The 21,510-nt window shown below is 61.3% G+C and carries 17 protein-coding genes and 1 pseudogene; 6 read left to right on the plus strand and 12 right to left on the minus strand.

The features are described 5' to 3' along the window. Nucleotides 1-29: 29 nt before the first annotated feature. From ACJ8PI_RS14985 to ACJ8PI_RS14995, 3 genes and pseudogenes are all read right to left on the minus strand, one after another. Nucleotides 30-395, minus strand: a complete 366-nt coding sequence (locus ACJ8PI_RS14985) for a cupin domain-containing protein (protein ID WP_019454941.1) — start codon at nucleotides 393-395, stop codon at nucleotides 30-32. 18 nt (nucleotides 396-413) lie between these two features. Continuing rightward, nucleotides 414-1,715, minus strand: a complete 1,302-nt coding sequence (locus ACJ8PI_RS14990) for an NAD(P)/FAD-dependent oxidoreductase (protein ID WP_043148190.1) — start codon at nucleotides 1,713-1,715, stop codon at nucleotides 414-416. A 231-nt stretch (nucleotides 1,716-1,946) separates the two neighbouring features. Beyond that, nucleotides 1,947-2,702: pseudogene (locus ACJ8PI_RS14995) on the minus strand (response regulator transcription factor); the annotation flags it as partial. 230 nt (nucleotides 2,703-2,932) lie between these two features. Between ACJ8PI_RS14995 and ACJ8PI_RS15000 the strand changes: the two are divergent. After that, nucleotides 2,933-4,060 carry an iron-containing alcohol dehydrogenase gene (locus tag ACJ8PI_RS15000; RefSeq protein WP_164134827.1) on the plus strand — a complete coding sequence of 376 codons (1,128 nt, stop codon included), beginning with the start codon at nucleotides 2,933-2,935 and terminating at the stop codon, nucleotides 4,058-4,060. A gap of 258 nt (nucleotides 4,061-4,318) precedes the next feature. On the opposite strand, the gene ACJ8PI_RS15005 is transcribed toward ACJ8PI_RS15000, so the two are convergent. Next, nucleotides 4,319-5,248, minus strand: a complete 930-nt coding sequence (locus ACJ8PI_RS15005; RefSeq protein WP_033648549.1) for a LysR family transcriptional regulator — start codon at nucleotides 5,246-5,248, stop codon at nucleotides 4,319-4,321. 135 nt (nucleotides 5,249-5,383) lie between these two features. On the opposite strand from ACJ8PI_RS15005, the gene ACJ8PI_RS15010 reads away from it, so the two are divergent. From ACJ8PI_RS15010 to ACJ8PI_RS15025, 4 genes are all read left to right on the plus strand, one after another. Then, the gene (locus tag ACJ8PI_RS15010; protein WP_049212483.1) at nucleotides 5,384-6,724 is read left to right on the plus strand and encodes an aspartate aminotransferase family protein; all 1,341 of its coding nucleotides are present in this window, start codon (nucleotides 5,384-5,386) and stop codon (nucleotides 6,722-6,724) included. A gap of 10 nt (nucleotides 6,725-6,734) precedes the next feature. Next, nucleotides 6,735-8,243 (plus strand): CoA-acylating methylmalonate-semialdehyde dehydrogenase, encoded by a 1,509-nt coding sequence (locus tag ACJ8PI_RS15015; RefSeq protein ID WP_164134828.1) that lies wholly within the window; start codon nucleotides 6,735-6,737, stop codon nucleotides 8,241-8,243. 143 nt (nucleotides 8,244-8,386) lie between these two features. Continuing rightward, entirely contained in the window at nucleotides 8,387-9,763 is a 1,377-nt protein-coding gene (locus ACJ8PI_RS15020) for an APC family permease (protein ID WP_033652836.1), read from the plus strand. Nucleotides 9,764-9,765: 2 nt separating this feature from the next. After that, the gene (locus ACJ8PI_RS15025; RefSeq protein ID WP_033652835.1) at nucleotides 9,766-10,875 is read left to right on the plus strand and encodes a DmpA family aminopeptidase; all 1,110 of its coding nucleotides are present in this window, start codon (nucleotides 9,766-9,768) and stop codon (nucleotides 10,873-10,875) included. Nucleotides 10,876-10,912: 37 nt separating this feature from the next. On the opposite strand, the gene ACJ8PI_RS15030 is transcribed toward ACJ8PI_RS15025, so the two are convergent. From ACJ8PI_RS15030 to ACJ8PI_RS15050, 5 genes are read right to left on the minus strand one after another with little or no spacing between them, the layout of a single operon-like run. Continuing rightward, nucleotides 10,913-12,163: a phospholipase D-like domain-containing protein gene (locus tag ACJ8PI_RS15030; RefSeq protein WP_039567548.1), complete on the minus strand. Its 1,251-nt coding sequence runs from the start codon at nucleotides 12,161-12,163 to the stop codon at nucleotides 10,913-10,915. After that, the gene (locus tag ACJ8PI_RS15035; RefSeq protein ID WP_033648555.1) at nucleotides 12,156-12,806 is read right to left on the minus strand and encodes a MotA/TolQ/ExbB proton channel family protein; all 651 of its coding nucleotides are present in this window, start codon (nucleotides 12,804-12,806) and stop codon (nucleotides 12,156-12,158) included. Before ACJ8PI_RS15035 ends, ACJ8PI_RS15030 begins: the two co-directional genes overlap by 8 nt. A 46-nt stretch (nucleotides 12,807-12,852) precedes the next feature. Continuing rightward, on the minus strand, nucleotides 12,853-15,096 hold the full coding sequence (locus tag ACJ8PI_RS15040) for a TonB-dependent receptor family protein (RefSeq protein ID WP_103829893.1): 2,244 nt from the start codon (nucleotides 15,094-15,096) through the stop codon (nucleotides 12,853-12,855). A 39-nt stretch (nucleotides 15,097-15,135) separates the two neighbouring features. Beyond that, complete coding sequence (locus tag ACJ8PI_RS15045; protein ID WP_049194524.1) at nucleotides 15,136-15,882, minus strand: energy transducer TonB family protein; 747 nt, start codon at nucleotides 15,880-15,882, stop codon at nucleotides 15,136-15,138. A gap of 1 nt (nucleotide 15,883) precedes the next feature. Continuing rightward, on the minus strand, nucleotides 15,884-16,291 hold the full coding sequence (locus ACJ8PI_RS15050) for an ExbD/TolR family protein (RefSeq protein WP_004933244.1): 408 nt from the start codon (nucleotides 16,289-16,291) through the stop codon (nucleotides 15,884-15,886). Nucleotides 16,292-16,892: 601 nt separating this feature from the next. On the opposite strand from ACJ8PI_RS15050, the gene ACJ8PI_RS15055 reads away from it, so the two are divergent. Then, nucleotides 16,893-18,932, plus strand: a complete 2,040-nt coding sequence (locus ACJ8PI_RS15055; RefSeq protein WP_060452802.1) for a TonB-dependent receptor — start codon at nucleotides 16,893-16,895, stop codon at nucleotides 18,930-18,932. Nucleotides 18,933-19,056: 124 nt separating this feature from the next. Here the strand turns inward: ACJ8PI_RS15055 and ACJ8PI_RS15060 are convergent, their stop codons facing one another. The 3 genes from ACJ8PI_RS15060 to ACJ8PI_RS15070 all read right to left on the minus strand — a co-directional run bounded on the left by ACJ8PI_RS15060 (nucleotide 19,057) and on the right by ACJ8PI_RS15070 (nucleotide 21,473). Next, nucleotides 19,057-19,977, minus strand: coding sequence for a L,D-transpeptidase family protein (locus tag ACJ8PI_RS15060; RefSeq protein ID WP_025305160.1), 921 nt, complete (start codon nucleotides 19,975-19,977; stop codon nucleotides 19,057-19,059). Between the two features lie 232 nt (nucleotides 19,978-20,209). Further along, nucleotides 20,210-21,085 (minus strand): helix-turn-helix domain-containing protein, encoded by an 876-nt coding sequence (locus ACJ8PI_RS15065; RefSeq protein WP_033648560.1) that lies wholly within the window; start codon nucleotides 21,083-21,085, stop codon nucleotides 20,210-20,212. A gap of 10 nt (nucleotides 21,086-21,095) precedes the next feature. Next, entirely contained in the window at nucleotides 21,096-21,473 is a 378-nt protein-coding gene (locus ACJ8PI_RS15070; RefSeq protein ID WP_033636939.1) for a hypothetical protein, read from the minus strand. Nucleotides 21,474-21,510: the final 37 nt, after the last annotated feature.

A 21,510-nucleotide genomic window follows, 5' to 3' on the forward strand; every position in this document is an offset into this window, starting at 1 on the left:
CCTCAGCGGGCCGAGGGGGCATGACGGCGTCAGCCCTCGACGATGGCGAGGTAGTGTTTGACGAAGCGATCCGAGGTGATGTCCCAGCGCACCGGAGTGCCTTTCTCAACGAACCAGGAATCGCCGGCCTGATACTGCACCGATTCGCCGGTGCGTTCGTTGGTCAGGGTCGCGCTGCCTTCCCACACCGTGGCGTGCTCGGCGAACGGATACTCCATCACGAAGCTGCCGCGGGTGCAGCTGAACACGCCGCAGTTCAGGTTGTCGGTCGGCTCGCCGAAGATGCTGGCCACGCCGACGGTCGGCGTGCCGGCGATCACCGTGGCGCCCAGGTTGCTGACGCTGCCGATCTCCAGCAGTTCCGGCAGTGGTTGTTTAAGCAGTAACGGTTTCATGTCATTCTCCTCTGAGGGTTAACGGCGGCCTTTCCAGTAGCCGGATGTCTGGTGCCAAACCTTACCGGCGGTGGTCATCACCCGCCGCAGCTTGTCCTTGCCGAAGATGTTGACGTGCGGGATCGAGCTCATCAGATCGTAGCGATCGGATCCTTCGCTCATGCCTTCCGCCAGCACCTTGCACACGATGTGGCTCGGCGTCACGCCAAAGCCGGAGTAGCCCTGCACGTAAAACACGTTGTCGCGATCCGGCAGCGTGCCGATCTGCGGGAACAGGTTGGCGCTGCAGCACAGCGGGCCGCCCCAGGCCAGATCGATCTTCACGTCTTTCAGGTACGGGAACACTTTCAGCATCAGGTTGCGGTTCCAGGCCTTGAGATCCGACGGGAAGTATTCGATCAGGCGGGTGGCGCTGCCGAACAGCAGCCGGTTTTCGTTGGTCACCCGGTAATAGTCGATCACCGGGCGGATGTCGCTGTAGGCGCCGCGGATCGGGCTGATCTGGCGGATCAGATCGTCAGACAGCGGCTCGGTGGCCAGCTGGAAGGCGTAGGTATTGATGGTCTTGCGATAAATCTGCGGCTCCATGCCGTTGAGGAAGCCGTTGCAGGCCCACAGCATCTTGTTGGCGCGCACCGAGCCCATGGCGGTGCGCACCGTGATGCGCGGGCCATACTCCACGTTGAGCACGCTGCTGTTCTCGAAGATTTTCACCCCGTAGCCGCTCAGCGCCTTGGCCTCGCCCAGCAGCAGGTTGAGCGAATGCACGTGGCCGCCGCCCATGTGTTTCAGCGCGCAGGTGTAGGCGTCGGAGCCCACCACCTGCTTCACCTCCGCCCCGGTGTAGAGCTCAATCTCCTCCTGCGGCGCTACCGCCCTGAACTCCTTCAGCCAGCCGCGCAGGGTCTTCTCCTGGCGCGCATTGCTGCCGAGGTAGCCGTAGCCGAAACAGAAGTCGGCGTCGATGTCATATTTCTTGATGCGCTCGCGGATAATGCCGGCGCCGAGGTTGCTGATTTTGAAGATGGTTTCCAGCCCGGCCGGGCCAACGTGGCGCTTGATCTTCTCCAGATCGTGGCCGATGCCGGCCATCACCTGGCCGCCGTTGCGCCCGGTGCCGCCGTAACCCAGATAGCGGCCTTCGAGAATGGCGATGTTGGTGATGCCCTTCTCCGCCAGCTCCAGCGCAGTGTTGATGCCGGAGAAGCCGCCGCCGATGATCACCACGTCGACGTCCAGATCCTCTTCCAGCGTCGGGAAGCGCAGATCGTATTTTTTGGTCGCCGCGTAGTAGGTTAAGGACTCGATTTCGTTGTTCACTGCCGCACTCCCGATTGCCTATGCCATGACATCGGATTATCGGGAGGCGGCAGCCGTGCCGCTATGTCCCCTTAGGGACATTCGTCCCCTTCATCTTTCAAACTACAGCGTTGTTGGCTGCTGACGTTCACCCCAGTCACTTACCTAAGTAAGCTCCTGGGGACGCTCGTCCTGGCCGCCTAGCTGTAGCTTGAAAGCTATAGGGGATAGATCGATACATTCACGCGCTGCGGCGCTGCGGCGCTGCGGGGCGGTCAGCAGCAGGCTGAACAGTTCGGCCTGCGAGCCGATGTTCAGCTTGCCGTAGATGTTCTTACGGTGATTTTTTACCGTGCCGAGGCTGATGAACAGCCGGTCGGCAATCTGCTGCGAACCGCAGCCGGCGAGGATCAGATCGACAATCTCGCGCTCGCGCGGCGTCAGCAGATAGCGCGCCTGCGCGCCATCGTCGTTCCCCGTGTCGGCCTCGGCCGGCGCCGCCACCACTTCGCCGTGCAGCCGCGCCACGCTTTTCACCAGCGTCAGCGCGCTGCGCAGATCCGCCCGCTGCGGGTAGCGCACCGCCACCGTGCGGCGCGCCGAGCCGAAGAACACCCCCAGCCCGCGCTCCGGCGTCAGCTGCAGCAGCACGCCGGCCTCGTCGTGCCAGCCGGTCTTGCGATAAAAATTACGGTAATAGTCGCTGTGATAAAACCCGCAGGGCGCCAGCTGGCGCAGCGTGAGCACCTCGCCTGCGCCGCCGTCGTTCAGCGCACGGTAAAACGGATCCTGCAGATAGGCGCCCTGTTGGTAGATCTGGTTGACCGCATCGCTGTTTTCCCGCTCGGTTTTGATCAGGCAGCGCGGCGGCCGGCCGCGTTCGAAGGCATAAACGATGGCGTTGTCGAAGGCGAAAAAACCTTCCAGCCAGTTCAACAGGCTGGGATAAAAGCGCGGGCTGGCCACCGCATCGATCACCGCAGACAAGCGTTCAACCTGAATATCCATACCCGCCTCGCCATTATTAATACATTAACAATCTACCGATTTCGGATGGGGTTGGCCGAATGACGGCCGGTACTGTTAAAAAAAAGCATCAGGCGCGCCGAAATGCAAGAACGCGATCGTTTACATGTTAAACAACTCACAAGTTGCCGCAGCGGGGAAAGCGGTGGCCGCTCCGCGCCCGCTGGCTTATGCTGTGGCATCGCGCCCTGCAACGCCGTCAAGGAGACCTCATGTCCGTCAGCCACATCATCGCCAACCGCCAGACCTGGTTCGGCCACGGCAGCATCCGGCAACTGCCGCCGCTGCTGCTTGCCGATCCGCAGCCAACGCTGCTGTTCAGCTGCCGATCTTTTCTCAACGGCCCGGTGTACGCCGGCCTGCGCGAATCGCTGGCGCCACTGTTCATCGGCACCGAGATCGTCAGCCACGAGGCGTCACCGCAGGAAATCGACGCCTGGGTGGCGCGCTGGCGCGGCCAGGCGCGGCGCGTGGTGGCCATCGGCGGCGGCAGCGTGCTGGACGCCGCCAAGGCGTTCTCCGCGCTGGTGGAGCATCCGCTGCCGACGCTGCGCTATATGGAAAAGGTGGGCGACAGCAAAATCAGCGGCGCCACCCTGCCGCTGATCGCCATTCCCACCACCGCCGGCACCGGCAGCGAGGTGACGCAGAACGCGGTGATCACCGACACTCAGGTCAGCAAAGTGAAGGCCTCGCTGCGCCACAATAACTTCGTGCCGCACACCGCCATTCTCGATCCGCAGCTGCTGTCCGGCGCGCCGGACAAGGTGCTGGCCTACTGCGCCATCGACGCCTTCACCCACCTGTTCGAGGCCTATCTGTCGAAAACCGCCGGCACCATGACGCGCGACATGTCGCTGAGCGGCATCCGCCACTTCCTTGCGGCCTGGCCGGCGCTCAACCGCAGCGACGCGGCGCGCGAAGCGATTATGCAAGCTTCGTACCTTGGGGGGCTGACGCTGAGCGCCGCCGGGCTGGGGGTGATCCACGGCATCGCCGGCGAGATCGGCGCGCTGCGCGACTACCACCACGGCCAGGTCTGCGGCCGTCTGCTGCTGCCGTTCCTCGCCCTGTTGGAAAGCAGCGAACAGCCGCAGCAACGCGCGCTGATGGCCGAGCTGGCCGCGCGCCTGTATCCGCACTGGCAGGGCAGCCCGGAGAGCTACCTGACCGATTTCATCACCCGCCACGCCATCGCGCCGTTCTGGCAGGACGATTTGCCGATTTCCGGCCAGGAACTGGCGGTGGCGCTGGACAAATCCAACAGCAAGAATTCCTGGATCGACTATGCGCCGGCGCAGCGGCAACGGATGATCGAAGAGGCATTTCGCGTCGAATGACTATTTCTACCCTAAATAGTTGGAGCTGCATCCCGGCGGCAAGAGGCGGCTCGCCAGAGCTTACTCAAGTCAGTGACTGGCGTACGCGCTCGCAGCCAACACAGATGCAGTTTCAAGTATGACGGGTATAATCAGATCAACGCACTAGCAGGAGTTAAGGAAATGGGCATCATCGGCTGGATCTTCGCCGGCATCGCGGTCGGCATCCTGGTCGGCGCGCTGATCAAAATCTTCGGCAAGAAGAAAGAGCAGTAAGCGTCACGCTGTTCCGTGGGCCGCCAGCAGGCACTCATGGAACAGCTTCACCACCCGCTGCGGCACCGGCGAGCGGCGCAGCACGCTGGAGTATTCGCAGTGATAGCGGAACAGCGCCGGTTTGATCGCCCGCATCAGGTTCTGCGCCACGAAAAACGCCGCGTAGTGATCCGGCAAAAAGCCGACGTATTTGCCGGAGAGGATCAGCGTGGCGATCGACTCCTGCGCGAACCCCGTCGCCTTGCGATGCAAATGTTGCTGCAGGCTCAGTTCCATATTCGGCGAATGGTAGCCTAATCCAGCGAAGGCATAATTGTGCAGCAGATCCCAATTTAATGTTTCATGGGGGGCGGAAAATAATTCATGCTGCGCGCCGCAATATAAGAACATCCTCTCACTGAATAACGAATGATAAGATAAACTTTCCGCGCTGCGGTGCATGGGAATAACGCCAACCTGAAATTGCCCATCAATTACGCCGCGTTCAATGGTATTAATCGGCTCCACGTACATTTGCAAAGAAACCTCCGGCGCACGCTCGCTGAATAACGCGATGGCCCGGCCGATCTGCGCCTGCGGATTGCTGACCGTATGGTCGAATATCGCCACGTGCAGCTGCCCGCCCAGGCGCTGATGCACCTCGTCCACCCCGCGCCGGAACGCCTCGGTGGCCGCCAGCAGGTTGACCGTTTCCTGGTAGATCAACAGCCCCTCGTCGGTGACCGCAAAGCCCTCGCGCCCGCGCTGACACAGCGTCAGACCCAGCCGCTGTTCCAGATCCTTGATGTGCTTGCTGATGGTCGACAGGCTGATGTTCAGCTCCAGTTCGGCGGCGCTCATCCCACCACAGTCGACCACGGCTTTGAATACCCGCAGCAAACGCAGATCCATATCCGACAATTGCCCTAACAGCGCGCGCTTTTTTACTTGCATAAAACCTTAAGTAAGTTTCGACATATGATTATTCACAGTAGAGAACAAGCGGTACATAGTCAATTTCGCACAACAATTCGTTAACAACTCGGTTTATTTCATTAATCGCTCTTATTTTCCTGTTCGGAGGAAAACATGGCCGCTGAAAATCACCCGCTAAATAGTCTCGATGCCGAAGGGTTAGAGGCCCATTGGATGCCTTTTACCGGCAACCGTAATTTTAAAGCGCAGCCGCGCATCATTACTCAAGCCGCGGGGGCGTATTACACCAGCCATGACGGCAGAAAGATTTTCGACGGCCTGTCCGGATTATGGTGTTGCGGATTGGGGCACGGCCGGCAGGAAATCACCGACGCCGCCCAGCGCCAGCTGGCGACGCTGGATTACTCGCCGGCGTTTCAGTTCGGCCACCCGCTGTCGTTCGAACTGGCCAACAAGATCAAGGCACTGACGCCGGCAGGGCTGGATTACGTGTTCTTCACCGGCTCCGGCTCGGAAGCGGCGGACACCTCGCTAAAAATGGCGCGCGCGTACTGGCGCGCCAAAGGCCAGGCGGGCAAAACCTGCTTTATCGGCCGGGAAAAGGGCTATCACGGCGTTAACTTCGGCGGTATCTCAGTCGGCGGTATCGCCGGCAACCGCAAAACGTTCGGCGCCGGCGCCGAGGCGGACCACCTGCCGCATACCCTGCTGGCCGGCAACGCCTTTTCGCGCGGCATGCCGCAACAGGGGGCGGAGCTGGCGGAAGAGCTCAACCGCATCATCGCGCTGCGCGACGCCTCAACGATCGCCGCGGTGATCGTCGAACCCTTCTCCGGCTCCGCCGGGGTGATCGTGCCGCCGGTCGGCTACCTGCAGCGCCTGCGCGAAATCTGTACCCAGCATGACATCCTGCTGATCTTCGACGAAGTGATCACCGCCTTCGGCCGCTGCGGCGCGATGACCGGCGCCGAGGCGTTCGGCGTCACGCCGGACATCATGAACATCGCCAAACAGGTGACTAACGGCGCGCAACCGATGGGCGCAGTGGTGGTGCGGCCGGAGATTTACCAAACCTTCATGAACGGCGGCGAGCCTGACTACCAGCTCGAATTCCCGCACGGCTACACCTACTCCGCCCACCCGGTCAGCTGCGCGGTCGCGCTGGCGACGCTGGACATCCTGCAGCGCGAACAGATGGTGGAGCGCGTACAGGCGCTGGCGCCCTACTTCGAGCGCGCGGTGCACAGCCTGCAGGGAACCAAACACGTCGCCGACATTCGCAACATCGGCCTGGCGGCCGGCATTACGCTGGCGGCGCGGCCGGGCGAACCGGCGCGGCGCCCCTTCGAGGCGGCGATGCGCTGCTGGGAAAGCGGATTTTACGTGCGCTACGGCGGCGACACCCTGCAGCTGGCGCCACCGTTCATCAGCAGCGAAGCGCAGGTCGATGCGCTGATCAACGCCGTCGGCGACGCCCTCAACGCCACAGAATAAGGAGAGAACCATGACCATTACCCATTGGATCAACGGCGAGCCCGCCGCCGGCGGCGAACGCAGCCAGCCGGTTTACGACCCGGCCACCGGTCAGTCGGCGCAGGAGGTGCAGCTGGCCGACCGCGCCACGGTGGAGCGCGCCATCGCCGCCGCCGAACAGGCCTATCCCGCCTGGCGCGACACCCCGCCGCTGAAGCGCGCGCGCATCATGATGAAGCTCAAGGATCTGCTGGAGCAGCACGCCGACGCCATCTGCCAACTGATCACCGCCGAGCACGGCAAGGTGCTCAGCGATGCCCTGGGCGAACTGCAGCGCGGCATCGAGAATATCGAATACGCCGGCTATGTGCCGGAACTGCTGAAGGGCGAACACAGCAAAGAGGCCGGCCCGGGCATCGACAGCTGGAGCGAGTTTCAGCCGCTGGGGGTGGTGGCGGGCATCACGCCGTTCAACTTCCCGGCGATGGTGCCGCTGTGGATGTGGCCGATGGCGGTCGCCTGCGGCAACACCTTCGTGCTGAAGCCTTCCGAGCGCGTGCCTTCCGCCGCGCTGTATATCGCGAGGCTGGCGACGGAGGCCGGGCTGCCGCCGGGGGTGCTCAACGTGGTCAACGGCGATCGCGAAGCGGTGGAGACGCTGCTGCATGACGGGCGCGTGAAGGCGATCAGTTTCGTCGGTTCGACGCCGGTGGCGGAGCACATCTATCACACCGGCTGCGCGCAGAACAAACGGGTGCAGGCGCTGGGCGGCGCCAAGAACCACGCGGTGGTGCTGCCGGACGCCGATATCCCCGGTGCGGTCGGCGCGCTGATGGGCGCGGCCTTCGGCTCCTGCGGCCAGCGCTGCATGGCCATCCCGCTGGTGGTGGCGGTGGGCGACGGCACCGCCGAAGCGCTGATCGCCGGGCTGCGGCAACAGATGGCCGCCATGCGCGTCGGCCCCGGCAGCGACAACCGCAACGACATGGGGCCGCTGGTGACTCAACAGCATTATCAGAAGGTGAAAGGCTATATCGATCAGGGCGTGGCCGAAGGCGCCGAGCTGCTGGTGGACGGGCGCGAACTGAGCGTGACCGGCGCGGACGGCCGCCCCAGCCAGGGCTATTTCCTCGGCCCGACGCTGTTCGATCGCGTGACGCCCGGCATGCGCATCTATCAGGAGGAGATCTTCGGCCCGGTGCTCGGCGTGGTGCGCGCGGCGTCGCTGCCGGAGGCGATGGCCTTGATCGACGCCCACGAATACGGCAACGGCACCTGTCTGTTCACCCGCGACGGCGAGGCGGCGCGCTACTTCTCCAGCCGCATTCAGGTCGGCATGGTGGGGATCAACGTGGCGCTGCCGGTACCGGTGGCCTACCACTCGTTCGGCGGCTGGAAGCGCTCGCTGTTCGGCGATCTGCACGCCTACGGCCCGGACGCCGTCAGGTTCTACACCAAACGCAAGACCGTGACCCAGCGCTGGCCGGCCTCCGGCGATGCCCGGCGCGCCAGCTTCAGCTTCCCATCGGGGCAGGGGTAATCCCAGCATAACGAAAAGTCCCTTCCGGGGAAGTTCGCTTCCCCGGTATTTCCACGCGCTCCATTTCATCTTTACGCAGGACAACAGAGTCGCCCTTCTGGCGGCAACAACAATTCACCCAAGCGTTAATGGAGTAGTTCCCAATGAAAGAGTCCGCCCCTGAACACACCTTCAAAGGCAATCTCAGCGTCCTCGACGTGGTGATGATCACCGCGTCCGGCGTGACGCCGGCCAGTTCGATCTTCGTCATCGCCCCGCTGGCGATCGCCAACGCCGGCAGCGGCGCCTTTCTGTCGTTTCTGATCGCCGCCTGCGTCGCCGCCGCCATCGCGCTGTGCTATGCCGAACTCGGCGCCGCACACCCCAGCGCAGGCGGCGAATACAGCATCATCAAGCGCCTGTTCGGCACCCTGTGCGGGTTGCAGACCTATCTGTTTATCCTCAGCGCCTCGCTGTTCGTGCCGGCGGTGCTGGCCACCGGCGCGGTGCCCTACCTGAACACCGCGCTGGGCACCCAGTTCGACGCCTCGACCGCCGGCATGCTCACCGTGCTGGTCGGCGGCATCTGCGCCATTTTCAACATCAAGGCCAACGCCCTGCTGACCGGCGCCTTTCTGGTGGTGGAAGTGGCGGTGCTGGCGCTGATCGCCTGGCTCGGCTTCAGCCACCCGCATCAGAGCACGGAGATCCTCACCGCGCCGGTGATGCTGGACGCGCAGGGCAGCCTGGCGCCGGTGTCACTGCCGCTGATCGTCGCCATGGTCGGAGTCGCGCTGTTCTCCTACAACGGCTACGGCGCGGCGGTGTACATGGCGGAAGACATGCGCGAACAGGGCAGGCCGATGGCGATCGCGATCATGCTGACGCTGGCCATCGTGGTGCTGGTGGAACTGGTGCCGTTCACTGCCCTGCTGATCGGCTCGCCGTCGCTGACGGAGATGGCCAAACAGGCCGATCCGGTCGGCTATGTGGTCACCCAGCTCGGCGGCCCGACGCTGGCGCGGGTGGTAAGCGGCGCGATTTATCTGTCGGTGTTCAACGCCATCATCGCCATCGTGGCGCAGTTCAGCCGCATGATGTTTGCCAGCGGGCGTGACGGTTTCTGGCTGCCGGCGTTTAACCGGGCGCTGAAAATCATCCACCCGCGCTTCGGCACTCCCTGGATCGCCACCCTGCTGTTCGGCGTGCCGTCGGCGCTGCTGGCGTTTTGCTCCGATCTCGAATCGCTGACCTCGTTCACCGTGATCCTGCTGCTGCTGGTGTACATCATCATGGCGGTGGCGGCGCTGATCAGCCGCCGTCGCCGCCACTTCCACCACCCGTACCTGATGCCGCTGTGGCCGCTGCCGGTGGTGGTGGCGCTGCTGTGCTGCCTGTACGTGCTGTGGACGATTTTGATCGCCAGCAGCCTGAAAGACTTTATTATCATTGCCGGCATCATCGGCTTCGGGCTGGCGCTGAACCATCTGCGCGGCCGCCAACCGGCGCCCCTCGCCGCCCCCTCAATAGAAGGAGAATAACCATGACGCAGCGCGCTCAGGATCTGGGCATTATCATCGGACAGGGCACGCCCGGCCCGCTGAACGCCATCACCGACGTGCCCGGCGTGCGCGTCGGCCATGCCAGCATCCATGCCGATTTGGCGGACGGACGCAGCGTGCGCACCGGCGTGACGGTGATCGAACCGCGCCCCGGTTCCGCCCGCCACGCCCCCTGCTTTGCCGGGGTGCACGTGCTGAACGGCAACGGCGACGCCACCGGCCTGGAATGGGTGCGCGAAGCGGGCCTGCTGACCAGCCCGATCGCCTTCACCAACACCCACAGCGTGGGCGTGGTGCGCGATGCGCTGATCGCGCTGGAGCGTGAAACGCTGCCCGCGGGCGACAATGCGGTGTATTGGAATATGCCGGTGGTGATGGAAACCTTCGACGGCCTGCTCAACGACATCAACGGCTTTCACGTCAAGGCCGAGCACGTGCGCCAGGCGCAGCAGGCGGCCCGGGGCGGCTTGCCGCAGGAGGGCGCGGTCGGCGGCGGCAGCGGCATGATCTGCCATGAATTCAAAGGCGGCAGCGGCACCGCGTCGCGCCGCTTGCCCGCCGATCAGGGCGGCTGGACGGTGGGCGCCATCGTGCAGGCCAACCACGGCAAGCGCGAGTCGCTGCTGGTCGGCGGTTACCCGGTAGGCCGGCATCTGGGGCATCTCCCCTCGCCGTTCACGCCGCAGTTGCCGCATCCCGGCATGGGCTCCATCGTGGTGGCGCTGGCGACCGACGCGCCGCTGCTGCCGCACCAGTGTGCGCGGCTGGCGCAGCGCGCCAGCATCGGCATCGCCCGCACCGGCGGCGGCACCGAGGATTCGAGCGGCGACATTTTCATCGCCTTCGCTACCGGCAACGACGGCCTGCCGCCCGCCGACTACGCCAACAAAGGCGCCTTCACCACGCCGCTGCGCATGGTGAACAACGACTATATTTCGGCGCTGTTCGCCGCCGCGGCGGAAGCGGTGGAAGAAGCGATCGTCAATGCGTTGCTGGCGGCCAATACCGTCAGCGGCAACGGCCACCGGGCGGAAGGGTTGAGCGCCGAGCAGTTGGTGACGGCGCTGGAGAAGGCCGGCTGGCGGCGCTAAAAAACACAGGGCGCGGAGGTGAACCGCGCCCTGCTCATCAGGATTCTCCGCCCGGCTTGGGCGGCGGGTAGTCGTAATCCAGCCGCAACGGTTCGGCGTAGACGCTGTTCCACAGCTGTTGGTACAGCTTGTCCAACCGCCCGCTCATCGCCGCGCTGTGCATCACCAGCTCCAGATTGCGCGAGTTGTCCAGATAGCCGCCGGTCCAGTTGCTGGTGCCCACCCAGGCAATCTCATCGTCGATGGTCATCAGCTTGCTGTGGATGACGCGGGCGAACGGAATGAAGCCGCTGCTGGCCGGCGGAATGGTCACCACCTTGATCTGCACATTCGGCACCAGCGCCAGGCTCTTCAGCCAGGCGATATCCGGCTTTTTGGTGTTCCAGTTGGCCACCATCAGCTCGATCTGCACCCCGCGCGCCGCCGCGCTGCGCAGCGCGTTGTCGATCACCGCATAGAAGGGGCGGCTGCGTTCCGGGCCGAACGACAGCGGCGCGTAGTCCATCACCTGCACCCGCACCCGCCGCTTGGCGCCGGCCAGCAGGCGCGGCAGCTCGGCCTGCGAATCAATCACCCCCGCCGGGTTGTAGGCGCGCGGGCTGGCCGCCAGATAGTTGCCCTGCGGCTGCGCCGTCGGCGGCGAATCGGGCAGCGCCGGCACCGGCTTATCCTGCGCCAACAGCGCCTGCGCCTGCCAGTCCTGTTCGAAGATCGCCTGGATCTGCCCCACCACCTTGGCGTCGCTGATGCGCAGCCCGGTTTCGTGAATGTGTTCCAGCGCACGCCAGTCGAAGTTCTGGCTGCCGACGAACGCCTGCTCGCCGTCCACCAGCAGATATTTGGCGTGCAGAATGCCGCCGCTCAGCTTCTGGTAAGGAATGATGCGCAGCTCCAGATTTGGGATCGCCTTCAGCTGTTCCAGCGTCTCGGCGGTAGACATGCGAAGGCCCTTCTCTTCCAGCAAAAAGCGGATTTTCACCCCGCGTTCGCCGGCCGCCTTCAGGTGCTGCAGCACGCCGTCCAGCAGCGAACCGTCCTGATTCGCCACGTAGAACTGCCCCAGATCGATGCGGGTTTTCGCCGCGTCGAACATCTCGCGCCACACCTCGGCGGTGTTGCGCAGATCGTCGGCCTGCAGCGCGGTTTCCACCGGTGCGGTGTACACCAGCTCATAGCCGGGAATAGCAAAACGCGCCGCGGCGCTCTGGCTCAACATCAACAAACAACCGCCCCACAATGCCGTATAAAGGCGGCCGAGCGGCCGCCGTACTGGATGGCCATTAGGCATAGCGCGGCGCCCCGCTGTCAACCCATTGTTCGCCGCTGCCGCTCTCCGGGCGGCTGGCCGGTTGGCCGGCGCGGATCAGCAGCACCTTCAGCAGTTCGTTGATGCGCTCCATGCGGCTCTGCAGGAAGTTGTTGGCCACCAGGCACAGCAGCGCGATGGCGATGCCGAGGCCGGTGGCGTACAGCGCGGTGCCCATCCCGGCCGACACCAGGCTCGGCTCGGACACCCCCGAGGCGGCCAGCGCCTTGAAGGTTTCGATGATCCCCATCACGGTGCCCAGCAGCCCCAGCAGCGGCGCGGCGGTGACCACGGTTTCCAGCAGCCACAGGCCGCGCGCCATCGGCGGCTTGCTCAGCAGGTACTGGGCGTCGATCAGATCGCCGATCGCCTCGCGGTCGCCGGCGTGGTGTTTCTGCGCCAATACCGGCGCGATCACCGTCATCGGCAGGCTGTTGCGCTGGGTCAGCTCGTCCGGCAGATCGGCGGCGCGGCGCACGTCCGGCGTCAGCGCCTGCTCCAGCCGGCGCGCCTGGCGCTGGGTATAGGCGAAGTACAGCGTGCGTTCGATGATGATCACCAGCGCAATCGCCAGCGCGGCGTACATCACGTAGAAAATAATGTCGTGCAACAGATTGGCGTCCATACAGGGCTCCTCTTCCCCGCCGCCCGGCAGGCGGCGGGGCATTCAGTTAAAAGGTGGCTTCCAGCGAGACGCTGAAGGTGCGTTCTTCGCCGACGTTGTAATACGGCGTGCTGGCCCTCACGCCGCCGTAAGGCGCCGCGTTGAAGGTGGTGGTGCGCACCGAGGTCAGGTATTCCTTGTCAAACAGGTTGCTGATGCCAAAGCGCAGCGCGGCGCTTTTGACGATTTTCTTGTCCACCGGCAGATGCACGCCCGCCGCCAGATCGAACACCGTGCGGCCACCGATCTTCTCGTCGTTGGTCAGATCGCCGTAGAACGCACTGACGTACTTGCCGCTGACGCTGCCGTAATACAGCCCGTCGTCATAACCCAGCGTCATGTTCAGCAGGTTTTTCGGCACGTTCGGCACCTCTTTGCCGGAAGTCGGCAGCGGCAGCCCGCCGTTGCTGACGATGTCGTTCTTCTGCTTCGATTCGGTGTAGGTATACGAGGTGTAGTAGTTGAAGTGATGCGGCAGTTGGCCACTCCACTCCAGCTCCAGCCCTTTGTTCTCCACGTTGCCGATGTTCATCATCTCGTAGTCGCCGGCCGCGTTGGTGGTGGAGATTTGGCGATCGCTGTAGCGCATGTAGAACAGCGTGGCGCTCAGCAGCATGTCCTCTTGCTGGAAACGCCAGCCCAGTTCGTGGTTCCAGCTCAGTTCCGGCTTGGTGCTGAGCGAGTCGCCGACGTTGTACAGCACGTAGTTTGGCGGCGTGCGCATGTTGCGCGTCAGGTTGTAGAACACCTGGTTTTCCTGATTCACCTTATAGCTGGCGCTGAAGTTCGGCAGGAATTCATGATAGGTGGCTTTGCGCTTCTCCGGCACGTTGTACAGGCTACCGCGGTTGTCCCCTTTGCGCTCCACATACTGATAGGCCAGGCCACCGACGAAGGTCCAGTCCGGCGTGGCGAACCAGGTATCCTGCAGCCACACCTTCTGCGCCGGGGTGATGGTGTACTGGTTGCGCCCCTGCACCGTATTGCCGTTGGCGTCCTTCACCTGATCGGAGCCGCCAGGTTTTCCCCAAATCTGCGCCGGGTTGCCGTCGTCCTTGATGCTGATGAACGGCTGGGTTTGCAGCTGGCGCGCACGCTCATACCAGTAGCCGATATCCAGGCTGTGCTGCTCGTTGATGTCCCACTTCAGCTTGGTGGTGATGCCCGGCCGCCAGGTTTGGGTCCACGACGGGCGGTAATAGGTGTTGGACTGCAGGTTGCTGAGGTCATACTGCCCTGCCCTGTCCGACGTGCTGGACAATACCGAGGCCGTCTGGCCGTTGAAACTGCCGCCGTTGCCCCAGTAGTAATACGGCTGCAGGGTCAGCGACAGGTCGTCGCGCAGCTGCAGTTTCTGGGTGAACGATAGCGTGAAGTTCTCGAACGGGTTGCGTTCGATCTTGTAATACTTGTTCAACTGCCCTTTGCTGTTGTACTCCGGCGTGGTGGCGTAATCGGTACCACGCCCATCGTTTTGGAACTGCGCCTTGCTCAGGGTGTTGTAGTTGGTGTTGTTCTGGCGGTTGTACTTCATCACCAGATTGCTGCTGTTGCCGTTGCCGTCTTCATACAGCGAGTTCATCTCGAACTTGTCGGAGTACAGGCGCCCTTCGCCGCGCCACTTCTTCGCCTCGGTGTGCGAATAAGATATCCAGTTGCTGAAACCGTTGTATTCGCCGGTCTCCAGGCGGGCAAAGGTTTTGCTCAGATTATTGCTGCCCAGCGTCTGCTTGAGGAAACCGCCGAAGTCTTTCGCCGGGCGGCGCGTCACCAGGCCAATGTTGCCGCCGCTCGAGCCGATGTGCGGGCCGTCCGCTTCGGAGGAGCCCTGGGTGACGAACACCTCTTCCAGGTTCTCCGCATCGCCCAGCAGGTTCGGGTATACCGCGTAGTTGCCGGAGTCGTTGATCGGGATGCCGTCCATCGACAGGCCGATCTGATCCGAGTTCATGCCGCGCATGGTGTAGTCCACGCCGCTCAGGCCGCTGGCGTCGTTGCTGTTGACGTTCAGACCCGGCGTGTATTTCAGCTTATCGATGGCGTTGGCCGCCGACGGCATTTTGTCCATCGCTTCTTTGGTGACGGTGGAGCGCGCCTTGGCGCTGTCATCCTGCACCATCATGCCGCCGCCGAGCGACTGCCCCTTGACGCTGATGGTGCCGACATCGGTGGCGTCGGCCGCCAGCGCGGCGCCCGGCAGCATCGCCGACATCACCGCCAGATAGATCCCAGAACGATTAAACGATTTCATTGTGTGCATCCCATAAAAATCAAACGATTAACCCTTGCGCTAAGGCGCCTGATAATTGAACGTCGCGGTAAATCTTTTGGTTGTTTGCCCGGCGAACGCCTCGCTCGGGAACGGCTTTACTGAACTGATGCTTTGCAGGCTGCTCATCGCCGCGCGGTTCAGCAGCATGCTGGCGGCTTTGTTGGCGATGCCGGAAGAGAGCACCCGCCCGCTGCGATCGACCTCCAGCCACACTTCGACGTTGCCCTGCGGGCGCTCGAGCGAGGCCTGGCGCCCGCTTGGGTAGCGCTTGCGCTGTTCCAGCTCGCGGCGCAAGGCCAGCAGATAGCCGTTTTCAATCGCCTGCGCATTCACCTTCGGCGCGGCCGGGGCGGTCGGTGCGGGCTGCGCCGCCGGTTTGCTGACCAGCGCGCGCGGGGCGGCGGGCGCCGGCGTCGGTTTAGGCTTCTCTACCGGTTTGGCTTTCTCTTTCACCGGTTTGGGTTTGGGCTTCGGCTGCGGTTTCGGCACCGGCTTGGCTTCCACGATCGGCTCCGGCGCCGGCACTACCGGTTCGGGGATCGGCTCCGGCTCGGGCGGCGGCGGTTCTGGCTGGGGCTCCGGCGGCGTTTCCGGTTGAGGTTCAGGCGCCGGTTCAGGCTCCACCAGCGCCAGTTCGATGGCGGTTTCGTCGTAGCGCGGCTGGATCTTCAGCGCCGCCTGCTGGCTGGCGAACAGCAGGCAACCGGCGACAATCAGCGCCGGCAACCAGCTGAAAAGATGACGTGAGCGATAGAGCAGATACATGTCACAGCTTCCGTGTCGCGATGGAGACGGAGAAGAAACCGCCCTGGCGCAGGTTGTCCATCACCGCCACCAGCCGCTCGACCGCCACGCCCTTGTCGCTGTTGACGATGATGGTGGTGGTCTGGTTGGCCTGCTGCTGTTGCTTCAGCGTGTTGACCAGCGCGTCGAGCGCGATCGGCTGGCCATCCAGCTGCAGCTGTTCGTCGGCCCCCAGCGTGATGATCGCTTTCTTCTGCGGTTTCAGTTGCTGCGCGCTGCCGGCGGACGGCAGCTGCGTTTTCAGCCCGAGCGCAGGAATGACGTTCAGGCTAATCAAGACGAAAAACACCAATAAAAACATCATCACGTCGATCATCGGGATCAGTTCGATGTGCGCTTTGTTCTTTTTCGGTTCGTTCCAGTTACGCATGACACTCCCTCCCAAAAGCGAAGCAGCCAATATAGGAGGGGTTTGTTTACCTTTTGTTACGCTTGTGTGATCTTATTTTCACAGTGTGGATTTTTTGCGAGAATTTTTTCAATGGCAGGCGATAACGGAAGAGATATAACTTATTAATTAGCTATAGTTTTTATTGGAATAATTGCGAGGCGGGTATATTGACTTGGCAACAACAGAGAGAGCAATGTGAGAATAGTGACATCAACAATCATTGCGCCCCTCAAAATGACATGCCGCCATTCCTCAACGCTTGTGAGCCTTCCAGGCCTTTATACCTTCGAGCAACGGGATATTTCACAGAGAGTAAAAGAATAAGACTCCCCTCTATACACTTCTTTCTCAAAACATTCGTACCATTCAAAAAACCACGCTAAATGCAGCGTTGAAACAGAGTAAGACAATCATTATTGTCCTATCTGGCAATGTATTAACCCATGAGCACCACTTTTAATAACCAAGAAAAATGAATCAAGACCAACCAATAATTTTTAAATAAGAACAAACGCCCTATAAACATAAAATATAAGCACTGGCGCAAAATCCATTAATATATATTCACTAGGGAAATAAGATGAAAAGGAATCGTCGTATCGCCATGTGTCTTACGCTATTGTTTTCTTGCCACTCAGCAAAATCAGAAGAGGAAAACATTCTCGTTATTGAGCAAAGAAGTACGCATATCAATGAAACGTCCACCGCAACCCGAACCATGACGCCATTAAAGCTGATACCGCAAACTGTCGACAGCGTTTATGTTGACCAAGCCACCGCCTTTGGCCAGCCAACATTAAGCGAAGCTTTGAGTGGCGTTCCCGGCGTTAACGCCAGTGGAGACACCCGTTTTGACAACGTCAAAATTCGCGGTTTTTCCGCCGGTAATGACTTACTGTTGGACGGGTTTCGTGATGATATGCAATATACGCGCGATCTGAGCAATATTGAGCGTATCGATGTGCTGAAAGGGCCGGCCGCCGTATTATATGGACGAGGAAGCAGTGGCGGAATTATTAATCGCATCAGTAAGAAACCGCAGAAAGGTAAAGGTTCGAAAGTCACTACGCAAATAGGAGAATACGGTTTTAAACGCCTGCACGCCGACATCAACCACGATCTCGATGAAAGCACAATTTTTCGCTTTAATGTCGCTCAGGAGAAGGCAAATAGCTTTCGCCACGGCGTCTCACGCGACAAAATCTTACTGGCTCCTTCAGGACTATGGAAAATCACGCCGCGGCTTAATGGGTTGTTGCAATACGATTATCAAAGTAGCAAACGTACGCCCGATCGCGGCATTCCAGCGGTAAACGGTCGCCCCGCTAACGTCGCCATCGGCAGTGTATACAGCGATACCGAAAACGACTATATCCATGACCGATTCCACTCGTTACGTTCGCGCCTGAATTATGAACTGAACCTCCAGTGGCAATTGCGTCACCTGCTCATGTTCAGCTCACTCAATAGCCAGTTCGATAACACCTACGTCACTGGCGTTAGCGGAGATAACGTCAGGCGCGCACGATGGCAACAAGACCTGCACGCCAAAAATATCAGCAGCAATCTTGAAGCCGAAGGGCTGGTACATGCTGGGGCATTCGAACACCAACTTCTGATCGGCATTGAACAAAGCTGGCAAAATCGCAACCCAAAACTCTACCGCAATAATCGCCCCTTCCCTATCAAAAATCTATTCGCGCCAGAAAAATTACGACAACAGCATGACGGTAATATGCTGCTGGCCAGTCACAGCCGCCATCAGGTTCGAAATAACGCATTCTACCTGCAGAACCAGATGGCAATAGATGACTGGCACCTCGTCGCCAGCCTGCGCGGCGATCGCTTCCACGTCACCAGCAATCGGTACGATAGAAACCTTCAGGAGTCCAGAAACAACAACAACATCAGCCCCAGGCTGGGCGTGGTATGGCAACCCGTTGCGGCACACGCTCTGTACACGTCTTTCAGCAAAACCTATGCTCCCGTCGGCGGCGGATTGATCGGCATAACGCCAGAGAATAAAAATAACCGCCTGTCGCCGGAATATACCCGTCAATTTGAAACCGGCGTAAAAAGCGATTGGTTGGAGCAGCAAGTCACCACTACGCTTTCCCTCTACCGGCTTGAAATGTATAACCGCCGCACCCGAGATCCGGTGAATCCAGACATATTGCAACTGACGGGCCAGCAACGTACCGATGGCTTGGAACTGAGCATGAACGCCAACCTCACAGCAAACCTTTATCTGCGCGGCGGTATGGCGTTGCAAAATGCCTCGTTTCTCGAAGCAGAGGAACAATTCCAAGGCAAGCGCCCCAATAATGTGTCGCGGCGCAACGGTGAGTTGTATATAGGCTATAGAGACAAGTCAGGCTGGTTCAGTGAGGCCGGTGTAACAGCAGTAAGTAAGCGTTTCGCCGACAATCAAAACACCACTGCGTTACCCGGCTATCAGAGGTATGACGTGCGTATCGGTTATGGCGGGAAACGCTGGGATCTGCAGTTAAGTGCCGAAAACGTGTTGGATAATAGGTATTACCTCAGTGCAACCAGCGCCGCACAAATCCAGCCTGGTTCGCCGCGTCAAATAAATCTCTCCGCATCCTATCGCTTCTAGTCCACCGTCGAAACAGCAGCCCGAAAACGGGTTCATTCGATGTAAAAAAAGGTCCAAACTGAGTTTGGACCTTAGTCTCTGACACGAGACCCGTGATGACGGGCCAGAGGCTTTTACGCCGCGATCAGTTCACTTTCACCGGCATACCGGAACGGGCCTTGATCGCCGCGTCCACTTCGCTCTGGTTGACGCCGGCGTCCATCAGCACTTTGCCGACCGGCGCGGAGATGGTCAGCGGCACCGGATCCTTGGATTGCAGCTGCTCTTCGTTGGCCGACAGCGGGTTGTGCACTTCCACGTAGCGCGAGCCGTCCGGTTCTACGGTGGCTTTCATCGGTTCGTTGATGAACTGCACGCGGGTGCCGACCGGCACGTTCTCGAACAGGTACTTGATGTCGTCGGCGCGCAGACGCACGCAGCCGTGGCTCACGCGCAGGCCGATGCCGAAGTTGGCGTTGGTGCCGTGGATGGCGTACAGGCGGCCAACATACAGCGCATACAGCCCCATCGGGTTGTCCGGGCCGGCCGGGAACACCGCAGGCAGGATCTCGCCGTCGGCCGCGTATTCGGCGCGCATCTTGGCGGTCGGCGTCCAGGTCGGGCCGTCTTTCTTGCGCTGCACGGTGGTGGTCCAGTTCAGCGGGGTGTCTTTGCCCAGCTGGCCGATGCCGATCGGCAGCACCACCACGGTGTTGGAGCCTTTCGGGTAGTAGTACAGACGCATCTCGGCGCTGTTGATGATGATGCCTTCACGCGGCGCGTCCGGCAGGATCAGCTGCTGCGGGATGGTCAGGGTGCTGCCGGCCTTCGGCAGGAACGGATCCACGCCCGGGTTGGCTTCCAGCATGTTGCTCAGCCCCATCTGATACTGGGCGGCGAAGCTTTCCAGCGGCAGTTTGCTGTCTTCCGGTACGGTGATTTGGATATTTTCGCCCACCAAACGGCTGTCTTTTGGCGGCAGCGGGTAAACGACGGCGAAGGCAGCCTGGCTGAATGCAACCAGTGCCGTAAACAGGGTTAATAACGCGCGAATGCTCATTTTCATCTTCGTGTTGGTCAAGGCCACTGGCGATTAGGGGGATCGGTTTCTACGGCCACTTTTACCCCGATGGGTTTCAGCCGGCAGCCAAGCGCTGCGGCCTGAAATACAGGGGGGGATTTGACCGGATGCGCATTATATGTGCACATCAATCAAAGTGTGAACCATTACCGATGTAATATCGCAATTTTTTGTAACCTGAAGCGCCACGAAGGAGATTTTTTGCGAGAACCGCCGCCTAACCGGCGGCGGCCAACGCTTCTACCCGCCGGATCGGGATCAGATATTCGCAGCGGATCGCCGCGCCGCCGAGCGGGCAGCGGCCCTCCTGCGCCGGGTAGAAAAGCTCGATATCCTGCCCCGGCCGACGGATGGCGTTCATCTGCGGCATCGCGGTGTCATACAATCGGACGATAAAGTTTTGTAACCCTTCCTCCTGCCCTTGATAGGTGAAGCGGGCATACTCACCCTGTTCGATAGTCACCCGCTCCCCCATCGCCCCTTCGTCCGGCAAAGCGGCGGTGTAGGCCATGCGCGGGTTACCCCGGCGTTGCCGATCGACCTCCAGGCTGGTGAGGCCGTATACCACCTCCGGCAGCGCCTGCGGCGGCAGCAGCTGCCGCCAGGCGTGGCGGCGCAGCTCGCACTTGGAGGCCGCCAGCTGCCCCAGCGTAAAGCTGCGGCGCTGGGTATGGCCCACCAGCTGCATGGCGGGCAGCGTCACGATATCGGCCTGCGGCAACGGTGTTTCGGTCAGCCGCAGCGGCGGCTGCAGGCCATAGCTCGACCAATCCTGGCTGCGGCGATAGCTGGCCGGCGGCAAACCGAACTGCTTGCGGAAGCAACGGGTGAAGGTCTGCTGCGAATCGAACTGGTAAGTGTCGGCGATGCAGGCCACGCTGGTGCCGGTCAGGCGCAGTTCGCGCGCGGCGGCGGTCAGCCTTCTGCGGCGCGCGTACGTGCCGAGAATATGGCCGGTATGCTGCTTGAACATCCGCTGCAAATGCCACTTGGAGTAGCCGGACTTGGCGGCAATGTCGTCCAGCGTCAGCGGCTGATCCAGGCTCTGCTCGATCCAGGCCAGCAGCTGTTCAATCACCTGTTGCTGGTGCATGGTATTCCCCTTATTTTAACAATAACGTCTGCGCCAATACCCGGCCTGCGGCTTCATCGGCGGCCACCAGCACCGGATAGCCCCAGAACTTGGCGCCGTATTCGGCGAACTCTTCCGCCGCCGCGCGTTTGGCATCGTCCGGCTCCAGCATGATCATGCCTTTCACCCACAGCTTCAGCGCCTCGCGGTTATCGCGTTTCCACAGCGCGACCTGGGTGCGGGCATCGCGATCGTGCTCTTCTTCTTCATCGCCGACGCTGCGGTCGGTCATCAGGACAAAAGGCTCGGCGCGCGCCAGCAGCGCGCTGAATTCGGCCAGCTCGGCCTGGGTATCGCGCCCGTTTTGGCGCATCCATACCAGCGGAAAATCGGCGGTATCCAATGACATAATCAGTTTCCTCAGGAAATGGTTTAGGACTGGCGCT

Source organism: Serratia sp. CY82433 (genome assembly GCF_052166535.1).
Classification (GTDB): Bacteria; Pseudomonadota; Gammaproteobacteria; order Enterobacterales; family Enterobacteriaceae; genus Serratia; species Serratia sarumanii.